The 17,943-nt window shown below is 70.9% G+C and carries 13 protein-coding genes, 1 pseudogene and 1 riboswitch; of the genes and pseudogenes, 4 read left to right on the top strand and 10 right to left on the bottom strand.

Features of this window, described 5'->3' with window-relative positions; all coding sequences use genetic code 11:
- The first annotated feature begins 293 nt into the window (after positions 1-293).
- Positions 294-1,613, top strand: a complete 1,320-nt coding sequence (locus HHX40_RS09485) for a hypothetical protein (RefSeq protein WP_182880218.1) — start codon at positions 294-296, stop codon at positions 1,611-1,613.
- A gap of 7 nt (positions 1,614-1,620) precedes the next feature.
- On the opposite strand, the gene glgA is transcribed toward HHX40_RS09485, so the two are convergent.
- The gene (gene glgA, locus HHX40_RS09480; protein ID WP_182880217.1) at positions 1,621-2,796 is read right to left on the bottom strand and encodes a glycogen synthase; all 1,176 of its coding nucleotides are present in this window, start codon (positions 2,794-2,796) and stop codon (positions 1,621-1,623) included.
- A 47-nt stretch (positions 2,797-2,843) separates the two neighbouring features.
- On the opposite strand from glgA, the gene glgC reads away from it, so the two are divergent.
- Positions 2,844-4,157 (top strand): glucose-1-phosphate adenylyltransferase, encoded by a 1,314-nt coding sequence (glgC, locus tag HHX40_RS09475; RefSeq protein ID WP_310738008.1) that lies wholly within the window; start codon positions 2,844-2,846, stop codon positions 4,155-4,157.
- Positions 4,158-4,210: 53 nt separating this feature from the next.
- On the opposite strand, the gene HHX40_RS09470 is transcribed toward glgC, so the two are convergent.
- Together HHX40_RS09470 and HHX40_RS09465 are read right to left on the bottom strand one after the other, a co-directional pair.
- Positions 4,211-4,801, bottom strand: coding sequence for a hypothetical protein (locus HHX40_RS09470; protein WP_138460134.1), 591 nt, complete (start codon positions 4,799-4,801; stop codon positions 4,211-4,213).
- Between the two features lie 44 nt (positions 4,802-4,845).
- The gene (locus HHX40_RS09465; RefSeq protein ID WP_244301767.1) at positions 4,846-5,613 is read right to left on the bottom strand and encodes an enoyl-CoA hydratase/isomerase family protein; all 768 of its coding nucleotides are present in this window, start codon (positions 5,611-5,613) and stop codon (positions 4,846-4,848) included.
- Positions 5,614-5,723: 110 nt separating this feature from the next.
- Between HHX40_RS09465 and HHX40_RS09460 the strand changes: the two genes are divergently transcribed.
- Together HHX40_RS09460 and HHX40_RS09455 are read left to right on the top strand one after the other, a co-directional pair.
- On the top strand, positions 5,724-6,884 hold the full coding sequence (locus HHX40_RS09460; RefSeq protein ID WP_182880216.1) for a DUF5685 family protein: 1,161 nt from the start codon (positions 5,724-5,726) through the stop codon (positions 6,882-6,884).
- 74 nt (positions 6,885-6,958) lie between these two features.
- Positions 6,959-8,530, top strand: a complete 1,572-nt coding sequence (locus HHX40_RS09455; protein ID WP_182880215.1) for a hypothetical protein — start codon at positions 6,959-6,961, stop codon at positions 8,528-8,530.
- Between the two features lie 41 nt (positions 8,531-8,571).
- On the opposite strand, the gene HHX40_RS09450 is transcribed toward HHX40_RS09455, so the two are convergent.
- The 7 genes and pseudogenes from HHX40_RS09450 to HHX40_RS37595 form a co-directional block, all read right to left on the bottom strand.
- Positions 8,572-9,627: a mechanosensitive ion channel family protein gene (locus tag HHX40_RS09450; RefSeq protein ID WP_182880214.1), complete on the bottom strand. Its 1,056-nt coding sequence runs from the start codon at positions 9,625-9,627 to the stop codon at positions 8,572-8,574.
- 41 nt (positions 9,628-9,668) lie between these two features.
- Positions 9,669-10,673 (bottom strand): ribonucleotide-diphosphate reductase subunit beta, encoded by a 1,005-nt coding sequence (locus tag HHX40_RS09445; RefSeq protein ID WP_244301766.1) that lies wholly within the window; start codon positions 10,671-10,673, stop codon positions 9,669-9,671.
- Complete coding sequence (locus HHX40_RS09440) at positions 10,670-12,907, bottom strand: ribonucleoside-diphosphate reductase subunit alpha (protein WP_182880213.1); 2,238 nt, start codon at positions 12,905-12,907, stop codon at positions 10,670-10,672. Before HHX40_RS09440 ends, HHX40_RS09445 begins: the two co-directional genes overlap by 4 nt.
- Positions 12,908-13,038: 131 nt before the next feature.
- Positions 13,039-13,249, bottom strand: a riboswitch (cobalamin riboswitch).
- Between the two features lie 45 nt (positions 13,250-13,294).
- Entirely contained in the window at positions 13,295-14,257 is a 963-nt protein-coding gene (locus tag HHX40_RS09435) for a Bug family tripartite tricarboxylate transporter substrate binding protein (protein WP_182880212.1), read from the bottom strand.
- Between the two features lie 207 nt (positions 14,258-14,464).
- A complete protein-coding gene (gene glmS, locus HHX40_RS09430; RefSeq protein ID WP_182880211.1) occupies positions 14,465-16,282 on the bottom strand; it encodes a glutamine--fructose-6-phosphate transaminase (isomerizing) in 1,818 nt (605 codons plus the stop codon).
- An 8-nt stretch (positions 16,283-16,290) separates the two neighbouring features.
- The gene (locus tag HHX40_RS09425) at positions 16,291-16,566 is read right to left on the bottom strand and encodes a hypothetical protein (protein ID WP_030505148.1); all 276 of its coding nucleotides are present in this window, start codon (positions 16,564-16,566) and stop codon (positions 16,291-16,293) included.
- A gap of 166 nt (positions 16,567-16,732) precedes the next feature.
- Positions 16,733-16,837: pseudogene (locus HHX40_RS37595) on the bottom strand (IS481 family transposase); the annotation flags it as partial.
- Positions 16,838-17,943 lie beyond the last annotated feature (1,106 nt).

Genomic DNA, 17,943 nt, shown 5'->3' with positions numbered 1-17,943 from the left:
GCCGATGTTCGTTGTTAGTTGTTCAGGCGCCGAGGGCGAACCTGAACACCCCGTCCGACCCTAGTGTCGGGCACGTCCCGTTCCCGCCGAGCGGCCATGCCGCCGGGGCCGGGCCTCCTCATCGACAAGTCACCGAAAGTCGCGTCAGTAAGCGCGGCGGGCGATTCCCGGATAACTTCCACGGCTCGTGGCCGGGGTCGCCGTGCGGTCATCCAGGAAAGGGAACTTCTTTGTCGTTATCACGGCTTAGTCGCTTGGCGTCTGCGGTGGTCGCGGCGGGTCTCGTGGTTCTGATGGCGGGGCCGGCGCACGCCGACTTCGCCACCACCGGCACCGAGCCCGCCTACCCCTACGCCCAGCCGGTGGACGCGAACGTCCCGAAGCGAGGCTGCGCCACGACACTGTCCGACCCCACCAACGCCAGTGCGAGCATCCCAGCGGTTCAGGTGATCTACGCCTGGCACGAGGGGTACGGGAACCGCTACAACGACGTCGTCGAGCAGATCGCCAAGATCGTCGACCGGATGGACTGGTCGGTGGACGAGTCGACCAACTACGACCAGCACATCAACTTCAGCTGCCGGACCGGTTACGACACCAGCACCTACTCCGGCTACGCCCATGCCCTGGTGATCCCGGAGAAGATCGAGGGCGGGACGATCGGCAGTGAGATCGCCGCCGACGTCGTCGCCGACGACCTGGCGGCGGCGGGCTACGACAACGCCAACCGCCGGTACGTGGTCTTCGAAGACTTCAGCGAGGGTACGGCGCAGGGGCACTGCGGCCAGGTCTGCGTGGCCACCTCGGACGAATGGGACAGCGGCACCATACTGCACGAACTGGTCCACCTGTCCGACGCGGATCACGCCAAGGCCACTGAGGTGCCCGACACCGTCGACGTCTCCGACGTCATGTCCAGCCAGTGGGACAACTGGAATCTGGACCAGGAGTTCAACAGCTACTACGACCCCAGCGAGCTCACCGCGAGGTTCCCCAACTACGGCCTCGCGGTGAACGTGGCCACCACCCCGTGGTTCACCTCGCCCGTCTGCTGCGACGTGGGCTACAGCAACGACCTGCTCACCGCCGAGGAACGTGGGATCGAGTCCGTGGCGCCGTCCGGCTACCCGGCGAGCTTCACCCTCTCCGGTGGCGGCTGGATGCAGGTCACCCCACCGGGGTCGGACGCCCAGGTGTCGGCCAGGTACTTCGACGGCCGCCGGTCCCTGACCATGAACGTCCAGTCGTGGTCTGAGGGGGTCCTGTCGCTCACCCGCAAGCCGGCGGTGACGGCGGGACAGCGGTACAAGTTCTTCGCCCGGGTGACGACCGCCACCTCCGGCAACGTCAAACTCCGGCTGTCCTGGTACAACTCCTCCAACGCGCTGATCTCCAACAGCGACAGCTCGACCTACGCCCTCAACTCCAACTGGCAGGAGTACAGCGTCTCGGCGGTCGCTCCGAGCGGCGCGGCCACCGCGCGGCTCTCCGTGGTGAGCCCGTCCGGCCAGACCTTCGCCTACGTGCTGGACAGCCTGCAGCTCAACCACTGCAACAACGGCAAGACCACCGACGGATGCCGGCTGGACGGCCTCCTGCCCTACACCTACTAGACGGCGGTCAGGCCAGACCGGCGTAGAGGGCCTGGGTCCGCTCGGCGATGCGGGCCCAGGAGAAGTGCTCGACCGCGCGCACGCGACCGGCCTCGCCCATCGCGGCCGCGCGGCCGGGATCGCCGAGCAGCGCGTTCACCCGTTCGGCCAGTGCCGCGGCGAACGCCTCGGGATCGCGCGGCTCGCCGTCCCGCCCCTGGTCGATGGGTACGAGCAGGCCCGTCTCTCCGTCGGCGACGACCTCGGGGATGCCGCCCGTCGCGGTCGCCACGACGGCGGTCTCGCACGCCATCGCCTCCAGGTTCACGATGCCCATCGGCTCGTACACCGAGGGGCAGACGAACACGGCCGCGTGGGTCAGGATCTCGATCACCTCGGGCCGGGGCAGCATCTCGGAGATCCAGACCACGCCCTTGCGGGAGGCCGACAGCTCGCGGACCAGCCCGGTGACCTCCTCGGCGATCTCCGGCGTGTCCGGCGCGCCCGCGCACAGCACGATCTGCGCGTCGGGGGCGAACGACCGGGCCGCGTGGAGCAGGTGGACCAGGCCCTTCTGCCGGGTGATCCGGCCGACGAAGACGACGTACGGCACGGCCGGGTCGATGCCGTGCCGCAGCAGGGCCCCGGTGCCGCGCGAGGGCGCGTACTCCTCGGTGTCGATGCCGTTGTGGATCACCTGTACGCGGTCCGCGGGGACGTCGGGGTAGGCCGTCAGCACGTCGCGGCGCATGCCCTCGGAGACCGCGATGATCGCGTCGGCGGCGTGCAGCGCGGTCCGCTCCGCCCACGACGACAGCGTGTAGCCGCCACCGAGCTGCTCGGCCTTCCACGGGCGCAGCGGCTCCAGGCTGTGCGTGGTGACCACGTGCGGCACGCCGTACAGCATCTTCGCGACGTGACCCGCGAAGTTGGCGTACCAGGTGTGGCTGTGCACGACGTCGGCGCCCTCGCAGCCGGCCGCCATCTCGACGTCCACGCCGAGCACCTGGAGGGCGGCGTTGGCGCCGGTCAGGCCGCCGGGCACCTCGTACGCCCGGACGCCCGGCTCCTCGCGCGGCGCGCCGAAACACCGCACCCGGACGTCGGCCAGCCGGCGAAGCTCCCGCGCGAGGTACTCGACATGGACTCCGGCGCCGCCGTACACCTCGGGCGGATACTCACGGCTCAGCAGATCGACACGCATACGAGGAGCTTAGGCCGGGCACCGCCGGGCACGGCGCCCGGGAGGTCATGCGATGCCCGGCCTCGACCGAAATGTTCACTATTTGCCGGTGCGCATGGTGTTTGTTGGGCGTTCGGCGGGTTAAGGTCCTGCCTATGAAGGTCCTGGCGATCGTGCTGGCGGGTGGTGAGGGGAAGCGGCTGATGCCGCTTACCGCGGACAGGGCCAAGCCCGCCGTGCCCTTCGCCGGGATGTACCGCCTCATCGACTTTGTGCTGTCGAACCTGGCGAACGCCCACTATCTGCAGATAGTGGTGCTCACCCAGTACAAGAACCACAGCCTCGACCGGCACGTCTCCCGCACCTGGCGGCTCTCGTCGATGCTCGGCAACTACGTCACGCCGGTCCCCGCGCAGCAGCGGCTCGGGCCGCACTGGTTCTCCGGGTCGGCCGACGCGCTGTTTCAGAACCTCAACCTGATCTACGACGAACTGCCGGACCACGTGATCGTCTTCGGCGCGGACCACATCTACCGCATGGACCCGCGCCAGATGGTCGAGCAGCACATCGACTCGGGCGCGGACGTGACCGTGGCCGCGATCCGCCAGCCCATCGAACTGGCCGACCAGTTCGGGGTCATCGAGGCCGACGCCTCGGGCCGCCGGATCGCGGCGTTCCGCGAGAAGCCGAAGGACGCGGTGGGCCTGCCCGACGCGCCCGACCAGATCTTCGCCTCGATGGGCAACTACGTCTTCAGGACCCAGGCGCTGATCGAGGCGCTGCGCGAGGACGCGCTCGACCCCGGCAGCAAGCACGACCTGGGCGGCAACATCATCCCGATGTTCGTGAAGAGCGGCGGCGCCGAGGTGTACGACTTCGCGCACAACAAGGTGCCCGGGTCCACCGAGCGCGACCGCGGCTACTGGCGTGACGTGGGGACGCTCGACGCCTACTACGAGGCCAGCATGGACCTCGTCTCGGTCCAGCCGGTCTTCAACCTCTACAACGACCGGTGGCCGATCTACTCGGGCCACGACCCGCTGCCCCCGGCCAAGTTCGTGCACAACGAGGGCGACCGGGTGGGGCACGCGCTGGACTCGCTGGTGTCACCCGGCGTCATCGTCTCGGGTGGCACGGCGCTGCGCTCGATCCTCTCCCCCGGCGTGGTCCTGCACTCCCACTCGCACGTCGAGGACTCGGTGCTGATGGGCTGCGTCAAGGTCGGCAGGGGCGCGATCGTCCGCAAGGCCATCATCGACAAGAACGTCGTCATTCCCGACGGCGCGCGCATCGGGTTCGACCCCGAGTACGACCGCCAGCGCTTCACGGTGACGCGCGAGGGCGTGGTGGTCATCGGCAAGAACGAGATCGTCGACCGCTGAACGAGATCGTCGGCCGCTGACGCGCGGGCCGGCCGGAGCCCGGCCGGGTCTGTTCAGCGGCCGTTGATGCGCCACATGGGCTCGACGACGGTCCACTGGGCCTCCCACGCCCGGCGGGCCCGCCTCTGGTTGACCATGCGGGTGCAGGTCACCAGCAGCGCGAGGAAGGCCGCGGCGGCCAGCGGCACGCCCGTGCCGACGGTCATCGCGGCGACCACCGTGGTCTCCCTGTCCTGCGGCCGGGGGGTGATCACGCCGGTGGCGTCGGTCCAGATACGCACGGTCTCGCCGGCCCGCCTGCTCGGCGAGACCTCGATCACTCCGGACCTGGGCGTGCCGTCGGGAGCCTGCCAGGCGGCCTGGGCGTGCCCCACCGCCGCTCCGGCCACCGACAGCCGGGGCGTCGCCACGTCACCGCTCAGCGTGGCCACCACCTGGTATCGGTCGTGCGCCTGCCGGGCCTCGGTCTTCAGCCCGTCGCCGTACTCGCGCATGCCCAGCAGCACGCCGAACACGACCGCGGCCACGACGCCCAGCACCGCGGCAAGCCGGACCACCGCTTCGACCCGGTCGCACCGGCGTCGGAGCGGATTCCTGTCGAGGCCCAGCCATCGGGCGAACCTGGCGAATGGATTCTGCGACATCTCACACCTCACAGGGTCATTACCACTGCGAGTCCCGTTTATGCCTATTTTGCATCCCAAGAGAATCCAGGGGAACGCCCCTCCCGATATGCCTGGAGACCTTCGGCCAATTCGCCGCTCTCCCGGGCCTCCCGCTGCCAGGCGAGCACCTCGGCCTCGTCCGCCAGGCCGTCGACGACCCGCTTGGCCGCCGCCAGCGTCAGCCGGGACCGGGCCGCCATGGTGGCCGCCAGGCCGTACACGCGCTCGCGCAGCAGCCCGCCGGACGGGCAGACCTCGTCCACGAGGCCGGTACGCAACGCCTGGTCCGCGCCGATGAGCTCGGCGGAGAAGAGCAGCAGCTTCGCGGTGGCGGGTCCGGCGATCTCGGCCAGCCGCCGGGTGGAGCTGAACGGGTAGACGACCCCGAACCTGGCGGGGGTGACGCCGAAACGGGCCTCGGCAGAGGCGAAGCGCAGATCGCAGGCGAGCGCGAGCTGGCATCCGCCGCCGACGCAGTAGCCCTCGATCATCGCGATGACGGGTTTCGGAAAGGCTCTCAACGCGCGTTCCGCGAGGATGGTCAGGCCAGTGTCATCACCGTTATCTCCAAGCTCATTGATTTCCGAAATATCGGCACCGGAGCAGAAAGTTTTGCCTGCCCCGGTAAGGATGAGGACCCGGACTTTCGGATCCGCCGCCAGGTCCGCCAGGATGGCCGGCAGGGCCCGCCACATCGCGGCGCTCATGGCGTTGCGCTTCTCCGGCCGGTTGATCGTCAGGGTGGCCACATGCTCGTCGAGACCCAGTTCGTACCCGTCGGTAGCGTCCACTCCTCGATTGTGCGGGTCGCCCCCTTCCGCCTGCCATCGGGGTCCGCCCCCTGATGGCATAATCACCGCGCGACGGGACGACCCCGTACGCGCGATCTCAGGGAGTATGGGTGTTCGGGATCCTCCGGCCGTGTGCCCGGCACTCCTGCCCGTCGGTCCACGAAGCGTGGCGCGCGCACCTGTGCGGCCTGTGCCTGACGCTGAGGGACCGCCATGGGCAGTTGGCCCGGACCGCCACCAACTACGACGGTCTCGTCCTGTCCGTCCTGACCGAGGCGCAGACGGGCGTACGCCCCGGGGCGAGCCGCCGGACCGCCGGGCCCTGCGCGCTGCGCGGCTTCCGACCGGCGGAGGTGGTGCCGTCGGCCGACCGGGGCGCCCGCCTGGCCGCGGTGGTCTCCCTGGCCCTCGCCGCGGAGAAGATCCGCGACCACGCGGCCGACGGGGACGGGATCGCCGGCCGGCGCGTGCGCGGCGCCCCGCTGCGCGCGGCCGCCGCCTCCTGGACCTCGGCCGCGCGGCGCGGCGGGGAGGCGATCGGCTTCGACACCGCCGTCCTGACCGAGGTCGCCGGGCGCCAGGCGCTGCTGGAGGCGTCCGCCGGCCGTACGCTGCTCGGCCTCACCGAGCCCACCGAGACCGCCGCGGCGGCGGCCTTCGCGCACACGGCCGTCCTCGCGGGGCGGCCGGGCAACGCCGAGAGCCTGCGCGAGGCCGGCCGTCTCTTCGGCCGCCTCGCGCACGTGCTCGACGCGGTGGAGGACCTCGCCGAGGACCGGGCGCGCGGGGCGTTCAACCCCCTCGACGCGACCGGCACCTCGCCGGACGAGGCGCGGCGGGTGTGCGAGGAGGCGTTGCACGGGCTGCGCCTCGCCGTGGCCGACCTCGACCTGGAGGAGCGCCATCTCGTCGAGGCGCTGCTGTGCGGCGAGACCCGCCGCGCCGTCACCCGTACCTTCGGGGCTCCCCCTCCGGCCACGCGCCCGCACGGTCCCGCCCGCCCGCACCACCTCGCGGCGCCCGCCGCGCGGCACACGGAGTCGCCGGGCATCACGTGTACGGCGGTGGCCGGGGTGACGACCTTCGTCACGTGCGGGCTCTACCGGCCGCCGTGGAGCCCCTACCGGCAGGCGCCGTGGACCGACCGCTGCTTCTGCGACGGCTGTGACTGCCCCGACTGCTCGGGATGCTGCGATTGCTGCTCGGGCGACGGGTGCTGTGGCGACGGGTGCTCCTGCGGGGACGGCTGCTGCTGCGACTGCGGCGCCTGACGCCACCGGCGTCAGGCGCCGCCTCGCGGGGCGTGGCAGCCCTTCGGCGATCACGTACGGGATAGGGTCGGCGCATGGGAAGATCACGGCCTTTCCACCGGTTCACCCCGGCCGAGCGGCGGCTGTGGCAGGCCTATCCCACCGGAGCCTGGGTCGACCTGCGCGAGAGCCGCGACGTGGACGCGGGCTCGGGCGGCTCCTGGGGCCGCTCCCGGATCGTCCGGGCCGAGGTGATCACCGCTCTGCTGCTGAGCAGGCGGGACGACGGCTCCGCCTGGGTGCCGGGCGTCCGCCTCGCCGGCGCCCGGATCGTCGGCGACCTCAACCTGTCCGACGCGACGGTCGAGGCGAAGATCCACCTGCTGGACTGCCACATCGCGGGAACCGTCTCGCTGAACGACGCGAAGACCCGGGGCGTACGGCTGCGGCACTGCGACATCTACCGTTTCCGGGCGAGCCGGGCCACCGTCGACGGGCTGCTCGACCTCGACCGGTCGGCCGTCCACGCGGGGGTGCGCCTGGACAACGCCCGGATCACCGGGCAGCTCCGGCTCTCCGGCCTGCGTCTGGGCACGCCCGGCGCCGCGCCGTACCGGGGCGGGCAGCCGGAGACCTCGCCGCCCGAGTCGTCCCGCTGGAACGGACCGGAGGGTTCGGAGGAGCCGCGGGTCTGGGAGTCGGTCGCGCTGTGGGCCGGTGGGCTCGCCGTCGAGGGCGGGGCCTTCCTGCGCGACCTGCGCGCAACGGGCGGGCTGCGGCTGATCGGCGCCCGCTTCGCCAGCGGCCTCTACCTCGAAGGGGCCGCAGTCGCGGCGGACGCCACGCCCGCCGTGCACGCCGACCACCTGCAGGCCGCCGCGGCCGAGCTCGGGGCGGGCTTCACCTCCGACGGCACCGTACGGCTGCGCGGCGCGCGCATCGGCGGGGTCCTGTCCTTCCACGGCGCCGTCGTCCGGGCGCCGGGCCGCGCGCTGCATCTGAGCCACCTGCAGGCCGACGAGCTGATCCTGCTGCCCAAGTCGGTCGAGGGAGAGGTCAACCTCGGCTACTCCCGCTTCGGGGTGCTGTTCGACCGGCCGGAGAGCTATCCCGCCGGGGTCCGGCTGAACGGGCTGACGTACGAGTCGCTGCGTGGCCCGGCCACCCTGGCGGACCGGCTGACCTGGCTGCGGCGCGACCCGGGAGGCTACCGGCCGCAGCCGTACGAGCAGCTGGCCGCCTACTACCGCAGGATCGGGCACGAGTCCGACGCCCGCCGGGTGCTGCTGGCCCGGCAGCGGGCGCGGCGCCGGACACTGCGGTTCCCGGGGCGGCTGTGGGGCCGGCTGCTCGACGGGCTGGTCGGGTACGGATACCGGCCCTGGCTGGCCGGTGTGTGGGCCGTGCTGCTCCTCGCGGCCGGCACGGCCGTGTTCGCGCGCTGGCAACCACACCAGATCGGGCTGGACGAGTCACGGCACTTCAGCGCCTTCGTCTACACCCTCGACCTGCTGGTCCCGGTGAGCCTGTTCGAGCAGCGCGGCGCCTGGGAGCCGGTCGGCTGGACCCAGTGGCTGGCGTACGGGCTGATCGCGGCGGGGTGGATCCTCGCCACCGCGCTGATCGCCGGCGGCACCCGCGTCCTGCGCGGCTCCCACGCCCCCTGACCCCGGCCCGGACGCTCGCCGGCCGAGGTCGTGCCGGGCACTCAGCGTACGGGGGTCTCGACGCGCAGGCGCGGCAGGCTCTCCGGGTGCTTCTCGCGGATGAACGTCACGAGGTGCTCGCGGATGTCGCACCGCAGGTCCCAGGCGCTGGCCGAGTCGGCCGCGCTCATCAGCGCGCGCAGCTCGACCAGCCCGTTCGCGGTGATGTCGGTGACCTGGAGCGTCCAGTCCTTCTGGTCCCACAGCGGGTTGTCGCGCAGCGCCCGGTACAGCTCGGCCCGCACCTCCTCCACCGGCACCGACCAGTCCACCAGGAGGTACACGCTGCCGAGGATGCGGCTCTCGTGCCGCGTCCAGTTCTGGAAGGGATGGCTGGTGAAGTGGGACACCGGCAGGATCAGCCTTCGCTCGTCCCAGAGGCGCAGCGCCACGTAGGTGAGGGTCAGCTCCTCGATACGGCCCCACTCGTCCTCCACCACGACCACGTCGTCAAGCCGCAGGGCGTCGCTGAAGGCGAGCTGCAGCCCGGCCAGCAGGTTGCCGAGCGTGGACTGGGCCGCGATGCCGCCCACCACGCCGGCGATCCCGGCGGAGGCCAGCAGCCCCGCGCCCAGGGCCCGCACCTGCGGGAAGGTGAACAGCATCGCGCCCAGCGCGATCACCACGACGACCGCCGCCGACACCCGGCGCACCAGCGCGATCTGGGTGCGGATGCGCCGGGCCCGGCGGTTGCGCTCGCCCTCGATCCGCGTGAGCCGGTCGAGCACCACGTCGGTCACCGCGTACGCCGCCTGGATCAGCAGCCAGGTCACGCAGGCGATCAGGAGCAGCGACAGCACCCGCTGGAAGCCGTGGGAGCCCGATCCCGGCATGTCCGGGTCGTAGACGGCCTTGACGGTGCCCACCACGGCCGAGGCGAAGCCCGGCCAGGTGCAGCGGCGCGCGAACGGCCCGGCGAGCGCCCATCGGTCGCCGATCAGCCGCGACCTGAGCACCCGCCGGACCAGCTCCACCGCCACGATCGCCGTCCCCACCGCGATCGCCAATGTCGCCCAGTTCCACGCTGCCGCTGTGACGGCGCCCCCGTTCGTCGTCATGGGGTTTCCTTTGCCCGGGATTGGAACCCCCTTAAACGGGATCAGAAGGCTTCGTCGAAGGCCACCTCTCCCTCGACGGCCACCTGGTAGGCCGAGACCCGCCGTTCGAAGAAGTTCGCCAGCTCCTGCACGTCCTGGAACTCCATGAACGGGAAGGGGTTGGCCGTGCCGTACCGCGCGGGCAGGCCGAGCCGGGCGAGCCGGCGGTCGGCGACGTACTCCAGGTAGCGGCGCATGTTGTCCGCGGTCATCCCGCCGGTGCCGTCGCCGCACAGGTCGCGGGCGAAGGCCAGCTCGGCGGCGACCGCCTCCTCCATCATCCGCACGACCCGGCCGGCCAGCTCGTCGTCGAACAGGTCCGGCTCCTCCCGGCGTACGGTGTCCACCACCTCGAAGGCGAACTCCATGTGCATGGACTCGTCGCGGAACACCCAGTTGGTGCCGGTGGCGAGGCCGCCCAGCAGCCCCCGGGAGCGGAACCAGTAGACGTAGGCGAAGGCGCCGTAGAAGAACAGCCCCTCGATGCAGGCGGCGAAGCAGACGAGGTTGAGCAGGAAGGCCCGCCGGTCCTCCCGCGTCTCCAGCCGCGACAGCTCGCTGATCGAGTCGATCCAGCGGAAGCAGAACTCGGCCTTGTCGCGGATCGAGGGGATGTGCTCCACGGCGGCGAACGCCTTCACCCGCTCGTCGTGGTCGGGCAGGTAGGTGTCCAGCAGGGTCAGGTAGAACTGGACGTGCACGGCCTCCTCGAACAGCTGGCGGCTCAGGTAGAGCCGGGCCTCGGGCGCGTTGACGTGCTGGTAGAGGTTCAGCACGAGGTTGTTGGCCACGATGGAGTCGCCGGTCGCGAAGAACGCCACCAGCCGGTTGATCAGGTGCCGCTCCCCCGGCTCCAGCGTCGCCAGGTCGGCGAGGTCGGAGGCGAGGTCGACCTCCTCGACGGTCCAGGTGTTCCTGATCGCCGCGCGGTACCTCTCGTAGAACCCGGGGTAGCGCATCGGGCGGAGGGTCAGGTCCATGCCCGGGTCGAGCAGCATCGTTCTCATTGGCACGCCTCGCAGATCTCGGGGTTCTCAAGGGAGCAGGCGACCGCCCCTTCATCGGGCACGGCGGGGGTGACGGCCGGCACGGTCGTCTGGGCGATCCTGGTCGCCGGGCGCGAGCGCAGGTAGTAGGTGGTCTTCAGGCCCGACCGCCAGGCGTAGGCGTACATCGACGAGAGCTTGCCGATCGTGGGCGCGGCCATGAAGAGGTTGAGCGACTGCGACTGGTCGACGTACGGCTGCCGCGCGGCCGCGAGGTCGACGAGCGCCTTCTGCGGCAGCTCCCAGGCGGTGCGGTAGAGCGCCTTGAGCTCGCCGGGGATCGCGGGGATGTCCTGGATCGAGCCGTCGTGGAGCTTGATCGCGTCGCGGATCGCCCGCGTCCACAGCCCGAGGGCCTGGAGGTCACGGACGAGGTACCGGTTGACCTGGAGGAACTCCCCCGACAGCGTCTCGCGTTTGAAGACGTTGGACACCTGCGGCTCGACGCACTCGTAGCAGCCCGCGATCGAGGCGATCGTGGCCGTCGGCGCGATCGCGACCAGCAGGGAGTTGCGCAGCCCGGTCTCCGCGATCCTCGCGCGCAGCGCCGCCCACTCCTCCGGGTGCGCCGGGGCGCACGGGTAGTGGTCGGGGTGCAGGACGCCGCCCGCCGCCCGCGTCTCCTCGTACGCCGGGTGGCGCCCGCGTTCGGCGGCCAGGCCGGCCGAGGTGCCGTACGCCGCGAGCGCGATCTCCTCGGCGATCCGGGTGGACAGCGCCAGCGCCTCCGGCGAGTCGAACGGCAGGCGCAGCGCGAAGAAGACGTCGGCGAGGCCCATGACGCCGAGGCCCACCGGCCGCCACCGCTCGTTGGCCGCCTCCGCCTCGGGGGTCGGGTAGAAGCCGAGGTCGATCGTGCGGTCGAGGAACCGTACGGCGGTGCGGACCGTGGCGCGCAGCCGGCCGAAGTCGACGGCGTCCCCCTCGGGGGTCAGGTGGGCGGCGAGGTTGACCGAGCCGAGGTTGCACACGGCGGTCTCCCCGTCGCTGGTGACCTCCAGGATCTCGGTGCACAGGTTGGACAGGTGGATGACGTTGCGCGGCAGCGCGGTCTGGTTGGAGGCGCGGTTGGCGGCGTCCTTGAAGGTCATCCAGCCGTTGCCGGTCTGGGCGAGGGTGCGCATCATCCGGGCGTAGAGGGTGCGGGCGGGCACCTGCCGGACGTACCGCCCGGAGGCCTCCAGTTCGCGATACCGGGCGTCGAACGCCTCGCCCCACAGGTCGGTCAGCTCGGGGGTCTCCTTGGGGTCGAACAGCGACCACACGCCGTCCGCCTCGACCCGGCGCATGAACTCGTCGGGCACCCAGTTGGCCAAATTGAGGTTGTGGGTGCGGCGCGACTCCTCGCCCGTGTTGTCGCGAAGCTCCAGGAACTCCTCGATGTCGGCGTGCCAGGTCTCCAGGTAGACGCAGGCGGCTCCCTTGCGCCTGCCTCCCTGGTTCACCGCCGCCACCGACGCGTCGAGCGTGCGCAGCCAGGGGACGATGCCGTTGGACAGGCCGTTGGTGCCCCGGATCAGCGACCCGCGCGAGCGCACTCGGGTCCAGGCGACGCCGATCCCGCCGGAGTACTTCGACAGCCGCGCCACCTGGCCGTACCGCTCGTAGATGCTCTCCAGTTCGTCGCGCGGCGAGTCGAGCAGGAAGCACGACGACAGCTGCGGGCGGCGCGCCCCGGAGTTGAACAGCGTCGGCGAGCTGGGCAGATAGGCGAGCGCGGACATCAGCCGGTACAGCTCGGCCGCCTCGCCGACGCTCGCCGACAGGCCGCAGGCCACGCGCAGCAGGAAGTGCTGCGGGCGTTCGAGCACCCGCCGCGTGACCGGATGCCGCAGCAGGTAGCGGTCGTAGACCGTGCGCAGCCCGAAGTACTCGAACCGGTCGTCGGCCGCCGGGTCGATCAGCGCGTCCAGCGCTTCGGCCTCGTCGGCCACGAACGCGGCGACGGCGTCGCCCAGCAGCCCGGCCGCGTGGGCGGCCGCGACCGACTCGGAGAAGGCGCGCACCCCCTGGCCCGCCGTCTCCTCCTCGATGACCCGGGCGAGCAGCCGCGCCGCCCGCCGGGAGTTGTCCGGGTCCGCGACGACCCCCGCCGCCGCCTCCTCGATGGCCCGCCAGACGTCCGCGGTCTCCTCCGCGCCGCGCGGCCCCGTGGCGGGGCGCGCGGGCGCGGAGACCGGGTCGGTGATCGTCATCGGTCGCCCTCTCCTCCTCGTCTCCTGACCCGGCCGGCCGGAGGGGAGGGGACGCCGCGGCGCACGCGTGCGACGGCACGGCCTGCGGGCGGCGGACCCTCCCTCGGGGCACGGCGCGGGCACGCGCGGTGACTCCGCGCGCGGTCGCGGGCAGGTCTTCGGGCTCGCGGGCGACCGGCGGGACACACGCCCGCCGGACCTACTGGCCGTCGCTTCCCGGTGCGCTCACGCACCAGTGCTCTGTGACGGCGGTCGTTCCCGCTCACCGCTGCGGGGCAGCCCCGGATTCCCACCGGGTTCCCTCTTGCCTCACCGAGGTGAACCAGCGACGCGATGGATCCTACATCTAGTGGGCGATCTCGCAAGCGGCCCTACAAGTTGTGTTGGTCACCGGATTCCGAGATCATCGAGAAGCAGGGCCGTACGACGCGCCTCGCCCGTGAGCCACTGCCGGAACTCCTCGCCGGCGAGCCACATCGGCGTCCAGCCGTTGCGCTCGCACAGGCGGAGCCAGGCGGGCGAGTCCGCGACGGCCCGGCACAGGCCGATCAGCGCGTCGCGCTCGCGGGCCGCCACCCCGAGGGGGGCGAGCAGGCCGGTCCAGTTCGCGTACGCCACCCGCACCCCCGACTCGGTCAGCGTGGGCGCGTCCAGGCCGGGCAGGCGCTCGGGAGCGGAGACGGCGAGCGGGCGCAGCCGCCCGGCCCTGACGTGGGCGGCGACGTCGCCGCGCCCGCCGAAGGCGAGCGCGGTCGTCCCCTCGGCCACCGCCGCGACGGCCCGCGCGGGGCTGTCGAAGGCCTCGTACGCCGCCGGCCGCGGATCGGCCCCGAGGCCCCGGGCGGTCAGGCCGAGCAGCAGGTGGCCGGGCCCGCGGTCGGGCCCGCCCGCCACCTTCACCCGCTCGGGGGTGCGCAGCAGGGCCGCCGCGACCTGCTCGAACGTGCGGTAACCCGAATCGGGGGAGGCCACCAGCACCTGCCACTCCCCCGCCAGCCTGGCCAGCGGCACGGTCCGGGCGGCGAACGGCCCCGCCTCATCGGGCGCGCGACCGAGCGCGCAGTCGGCCAGCAGGAGGGGGTCGGCGACCATCAGCCGGTCCGGCCGTCCGACGGCGAAGCGTCCGACGGCCGACGCGCCGCCGCCCCCGGCGTCCCGCGTGACCAGCACTCTGCCGGCCCAGCGGCGGGCCTCGATGAGGGACTTCAGGCTCCGGGCGACGCCGTCCCCCCAGCACTCCGGCGGGCCGGGGACGAGGAGGGAGATCTCCCCGAGGTACGGAGGCGCCGGGGTGCCGCATCCGCCCGCCAGGGCCAGGACCCCCAGTGCGAGAACCGTACGGCGTCGCATGCCGGCACCCTCCCCCCGAAGAGCCCCTTATGCGGACAGACTATGAGCAACCACCCCATCTCAGGACATAACGGACGTTACGGATGTGGCGATCGGCGGGTGGGCGGGCGCGGCGCTCATGTCGTCGGTGCCGATCGGAGGGCGCGGTGACAGATGCGCACCGTCCGGCACGCGTCCGCGACGCGAGCCGGACGGGACGTGGCGGAGCTACTCGACCGTCACGCTCTTGGCGAGGTTGCGGGGGCGGTCGACGTCGCGGCCGAGGGCGACGGCCGCGTGGTAGGCGAACAGCTGGAGCGGGATCGTGAGCAGGATGGGGTCCAGCTCCACCTCGTTCCTGGGCACCACGATGCAGTCGTCGGCCGCCTCGGAGGTGCGGTGGCCGACCATGAGGATGCGGCCGTGCCTCGCCCGGATCTCGCCGAGCGTGGTGAGGTTCTTGTCCAGCAGTTCGTCGTCCGGCACGACCGCGACGGTCGGCAGCTCGGGGCTGATCAGCGCCAGCGGGCCGTGCTTGAGCTCGCTCGCCGGGTACGCCTCCGCGTGGACGTAGGAGATCTCCTTGAGCTTCTGGGCGCCCTCGCGGGCCACGGGGTAGCCGCGGACCCGGCCGACGAACATCATGCCCGGCGCGTCGGCGTACTTCTTGGCCAGCTCCCTGATCCGGTCCTCCAGGGTGAGGATCTCCTTGATCTGCTCGGGCAGCCGCCGCAGGCCGTCGCAGATCCTGCGGCCGTCGGCCGGCGACAGGTCCCGTACGCGGCCGAGGTGCAGGGCGAGCAGCGCGAACGCCACGGCGGTGGAGGTGAACGCCTTGGTGGAGGCCACCGAGACCTCGGGCCCGGCGTGCAGGTAGATGCCGCCGTCTGTCTCCCGTGCGATGGCGCTGCCGACCGTGTTGACGATGCCGAGCACCCGGCCGCCCTTGCGCTTGAGCTCCTGCACGGCGGCGAGCGTGTCGTACGTCTCGCCCGACTGGCTGATGGCGACGTACAGCGTGTCAGGCTCGACGACCGGGCTGCGGTAGCGGAACTCCGAGGCCGGCTCGGCGTCGGCGGGGATGCGGGCCAGCTCCTCGATGAGCTGCGCGCCGATCTGCCCGGAGTAGTACGCGGACCCGCAGCCGATGATCTTCACGCGGCGGAAGGACCGGGTCTCGCGGGCGTCCATGTTGAGGCCGCCGAGGTGGGCGATGTGGAACCGGTCGTCGATGCGGCCGCGCAGGGTGCGGGCGACCGTGTCGGGCTGCTCGGAGATCTCCTTGAGCAGGTAGTGCTCGTAGCCGCCGTTGTCGTAGTGGCCGGCGTCCCAGTCGACCGTGAACGGCTCCTTGGCGGTCTCCCGGGCGTCGCTGGTGAACGTGTTGAACCCGTCGGCCTTGATGACCGCGAGCTCGCCGTCCTCCAGGTGGACGACCTGCCGGGTGTAGCGGATGAGCGCGGCGACGTCGGAGGCGGCGAACATCTCCTTCTCGCCGAGGCCGAGGACGATCGGGCTGCCATTGCGGGCGACCACGATCTCGCCGGGGCGCTGCGCGTCGACGACGGCGATGCCGTACGTCCCGACGACGCTCTTCAGCGCCCGCAGCACGGCCTCCCGCAGCGAGTCGGTCTCCTTGACCATCCGCCCGACGAGGTGGGAGAGCACCTCGCTGTCGGTCTCGCTCTCGAACTTCACGCCCTCGCCCTCCAGGCGGCGGCGCAGCTCGTCGGCGTTCTCGATGATGCCGTTGTGCACGACGGCGATCCGCTGCTCCTGGTCGAGGTGCGGGTGCGCGTTCACGTCACTGGGCGCGCCGTGGGTGGCCCACCGGGTGTGCCCGATCCCGATCGTGCCCTTGAACTTCGCGGGCACCGCCGCCGCCAGGTCGGCGACCCGGCCCTTGACCTTGCGCGTCTTGAGACTCCTGGAGTTCACGACGGCGAGGCCTGCCGAGTCGTAGCCCCGGTACTCCAGCCGCTGGAGACCTTCGAGCAGGATGGGCGCCGCATCCTTCGGCCCGACGTAAGCGACGATTCCGCACATAACCGCTCCTATCCGTAAACGATCCTCCGGAGCTGGCGCAGGGTCAGCTCCGGTGCCGCGACACGCCTTCCCGCGAGCTCGGCGGAGATCCTGGGGAAGATCTGGTCGTTGGTCAGCCCCCTCGACTTGAGTTCGCCGTGGCGGCGCCGCACGTACTCTTCCGCGGGCTCGCCGAAGTACGCCAGGACGTCGGCCACCACGCGGGCCGCCTCACCCGGACCCAGCGAGGTGGTCCGGGTGAGATGGCCGATCAGATCCTCGAAGGGATGCCGTGCCGTGGACACAGAGCAGGACCCTAACGCAGCGCGGATGCCGACTAACAAGTTTCTTGCCCGTTTTCGGGCAGGATCAGTCTCAAAGCTCGCCCGCGCCGGGTGGTACGGCGTCTTGCTAGAAGAGCCGTAGAGCACACCTTCCTCGTCCCTGCGCGCCGGACCCGCGACCTGGAAGTTCGGCCGCCCTGTGCAGCGGCCAGCCGTTATCGACGACACAGCGGGCCACGCCCAGGCGTGCGAGTTCGGTCAGCGGCGCGTTGTCGTTGGGTATGAGGGCCATTCTGGTTGGCGTGCACACGGCGCAATCCACAACAGACGCACCGGGCAGGCAGTACACCTGTCCCGCCATCTGCAACCGTGACATCATCCGCTCCTGATTCCTGCGGGCGGACGACCGCCATATGCCGACTACAACTCCCCCACTCCCCGTCCGTCACTCATGACAACCACCCCCGGGTGGACCGTACGCGCGACCAGGACAGCTCAAGGACAGGGTTCCTTTTTGCGACATGGCCACATGTCAACGATCCACAGCGATCGCACATTCTGATTCTTCTTGAATCGTCGGACAATTTGCGGTGACGCTTGCTGGATGAGGCCATATATCCGGCCCTCCTTCGCGATGGCGCGAAGAGAGTCCAGAGAGAGGCCGAACTTGTTCAAGATGATCCTGTCACGCTCGGTCAACTGATCAACCCATGCCCGAAAAGTACCTATCGAGGAATTGCTGTCACAGGCACGTCGCGTAGGGGGAGCGGGACACTCAATATCGCCTCCCCAGTATATCGGCCGGCTGCCTCCAGATCCCCGCGAAAGAAAATAGCGGTCAGATTGATAATCCCAAGCGAGATCCCTCTCGCCTAGCGGGTTTTTGAGCTCTACTACCGTCCTCACCCGAATGCCCGCCGGTAAACGAGGTAGCACCCAGTCACTGTCGTCCCCTACGCCTCGACCGAAGTATCTGAGCGTACTGTCTAGCCTGCTGAAGGGAATCTTTGATACCTCAGTGACATTTCCGCTGCGGTCCAGAGTGACCACCAGAGGATAGTCGATGTCCATGACCGGCGTCCCGGTCTGGTAGTATCCCGACCACTCCTCTCCGGCCACCCTGAATTCATATCCACCCGGAATCTGCCGCAGCCTGGAGTCACTGACCCGCAAAGGCGTGCCGGGATTACTGATTACGACGGCACCGCGGAGAACAGTCGCCAGATGTGCGAGCGAAATGTTCCTGCTTGCTTGAGCGGATTGCTTCGAGGTTGCTTCGCACGCGAGAGTCATGGCTGCGACGACCAAAACCGATATGCAGACCCTGATGCACTTCATGACTGTTCCCATCTCAGGCGTAACGCGGGTCGTGGTGGCACCGGAGTCCTAATCCGGTGC

This window comes from Microbispora sp. H10949 (genome assembly GCF_014161435.1).
Taxonomy (GTDB): domain Bacteria; phylum Actinomycetota; class Actinomycetes; order Streptosporangiales; family Streptosporangiaceae; genus Microbispora; species Microbispora triticiradicis.
This window is presented reverse-complemented; position numbering and strand designations above follow the sequence as displayed.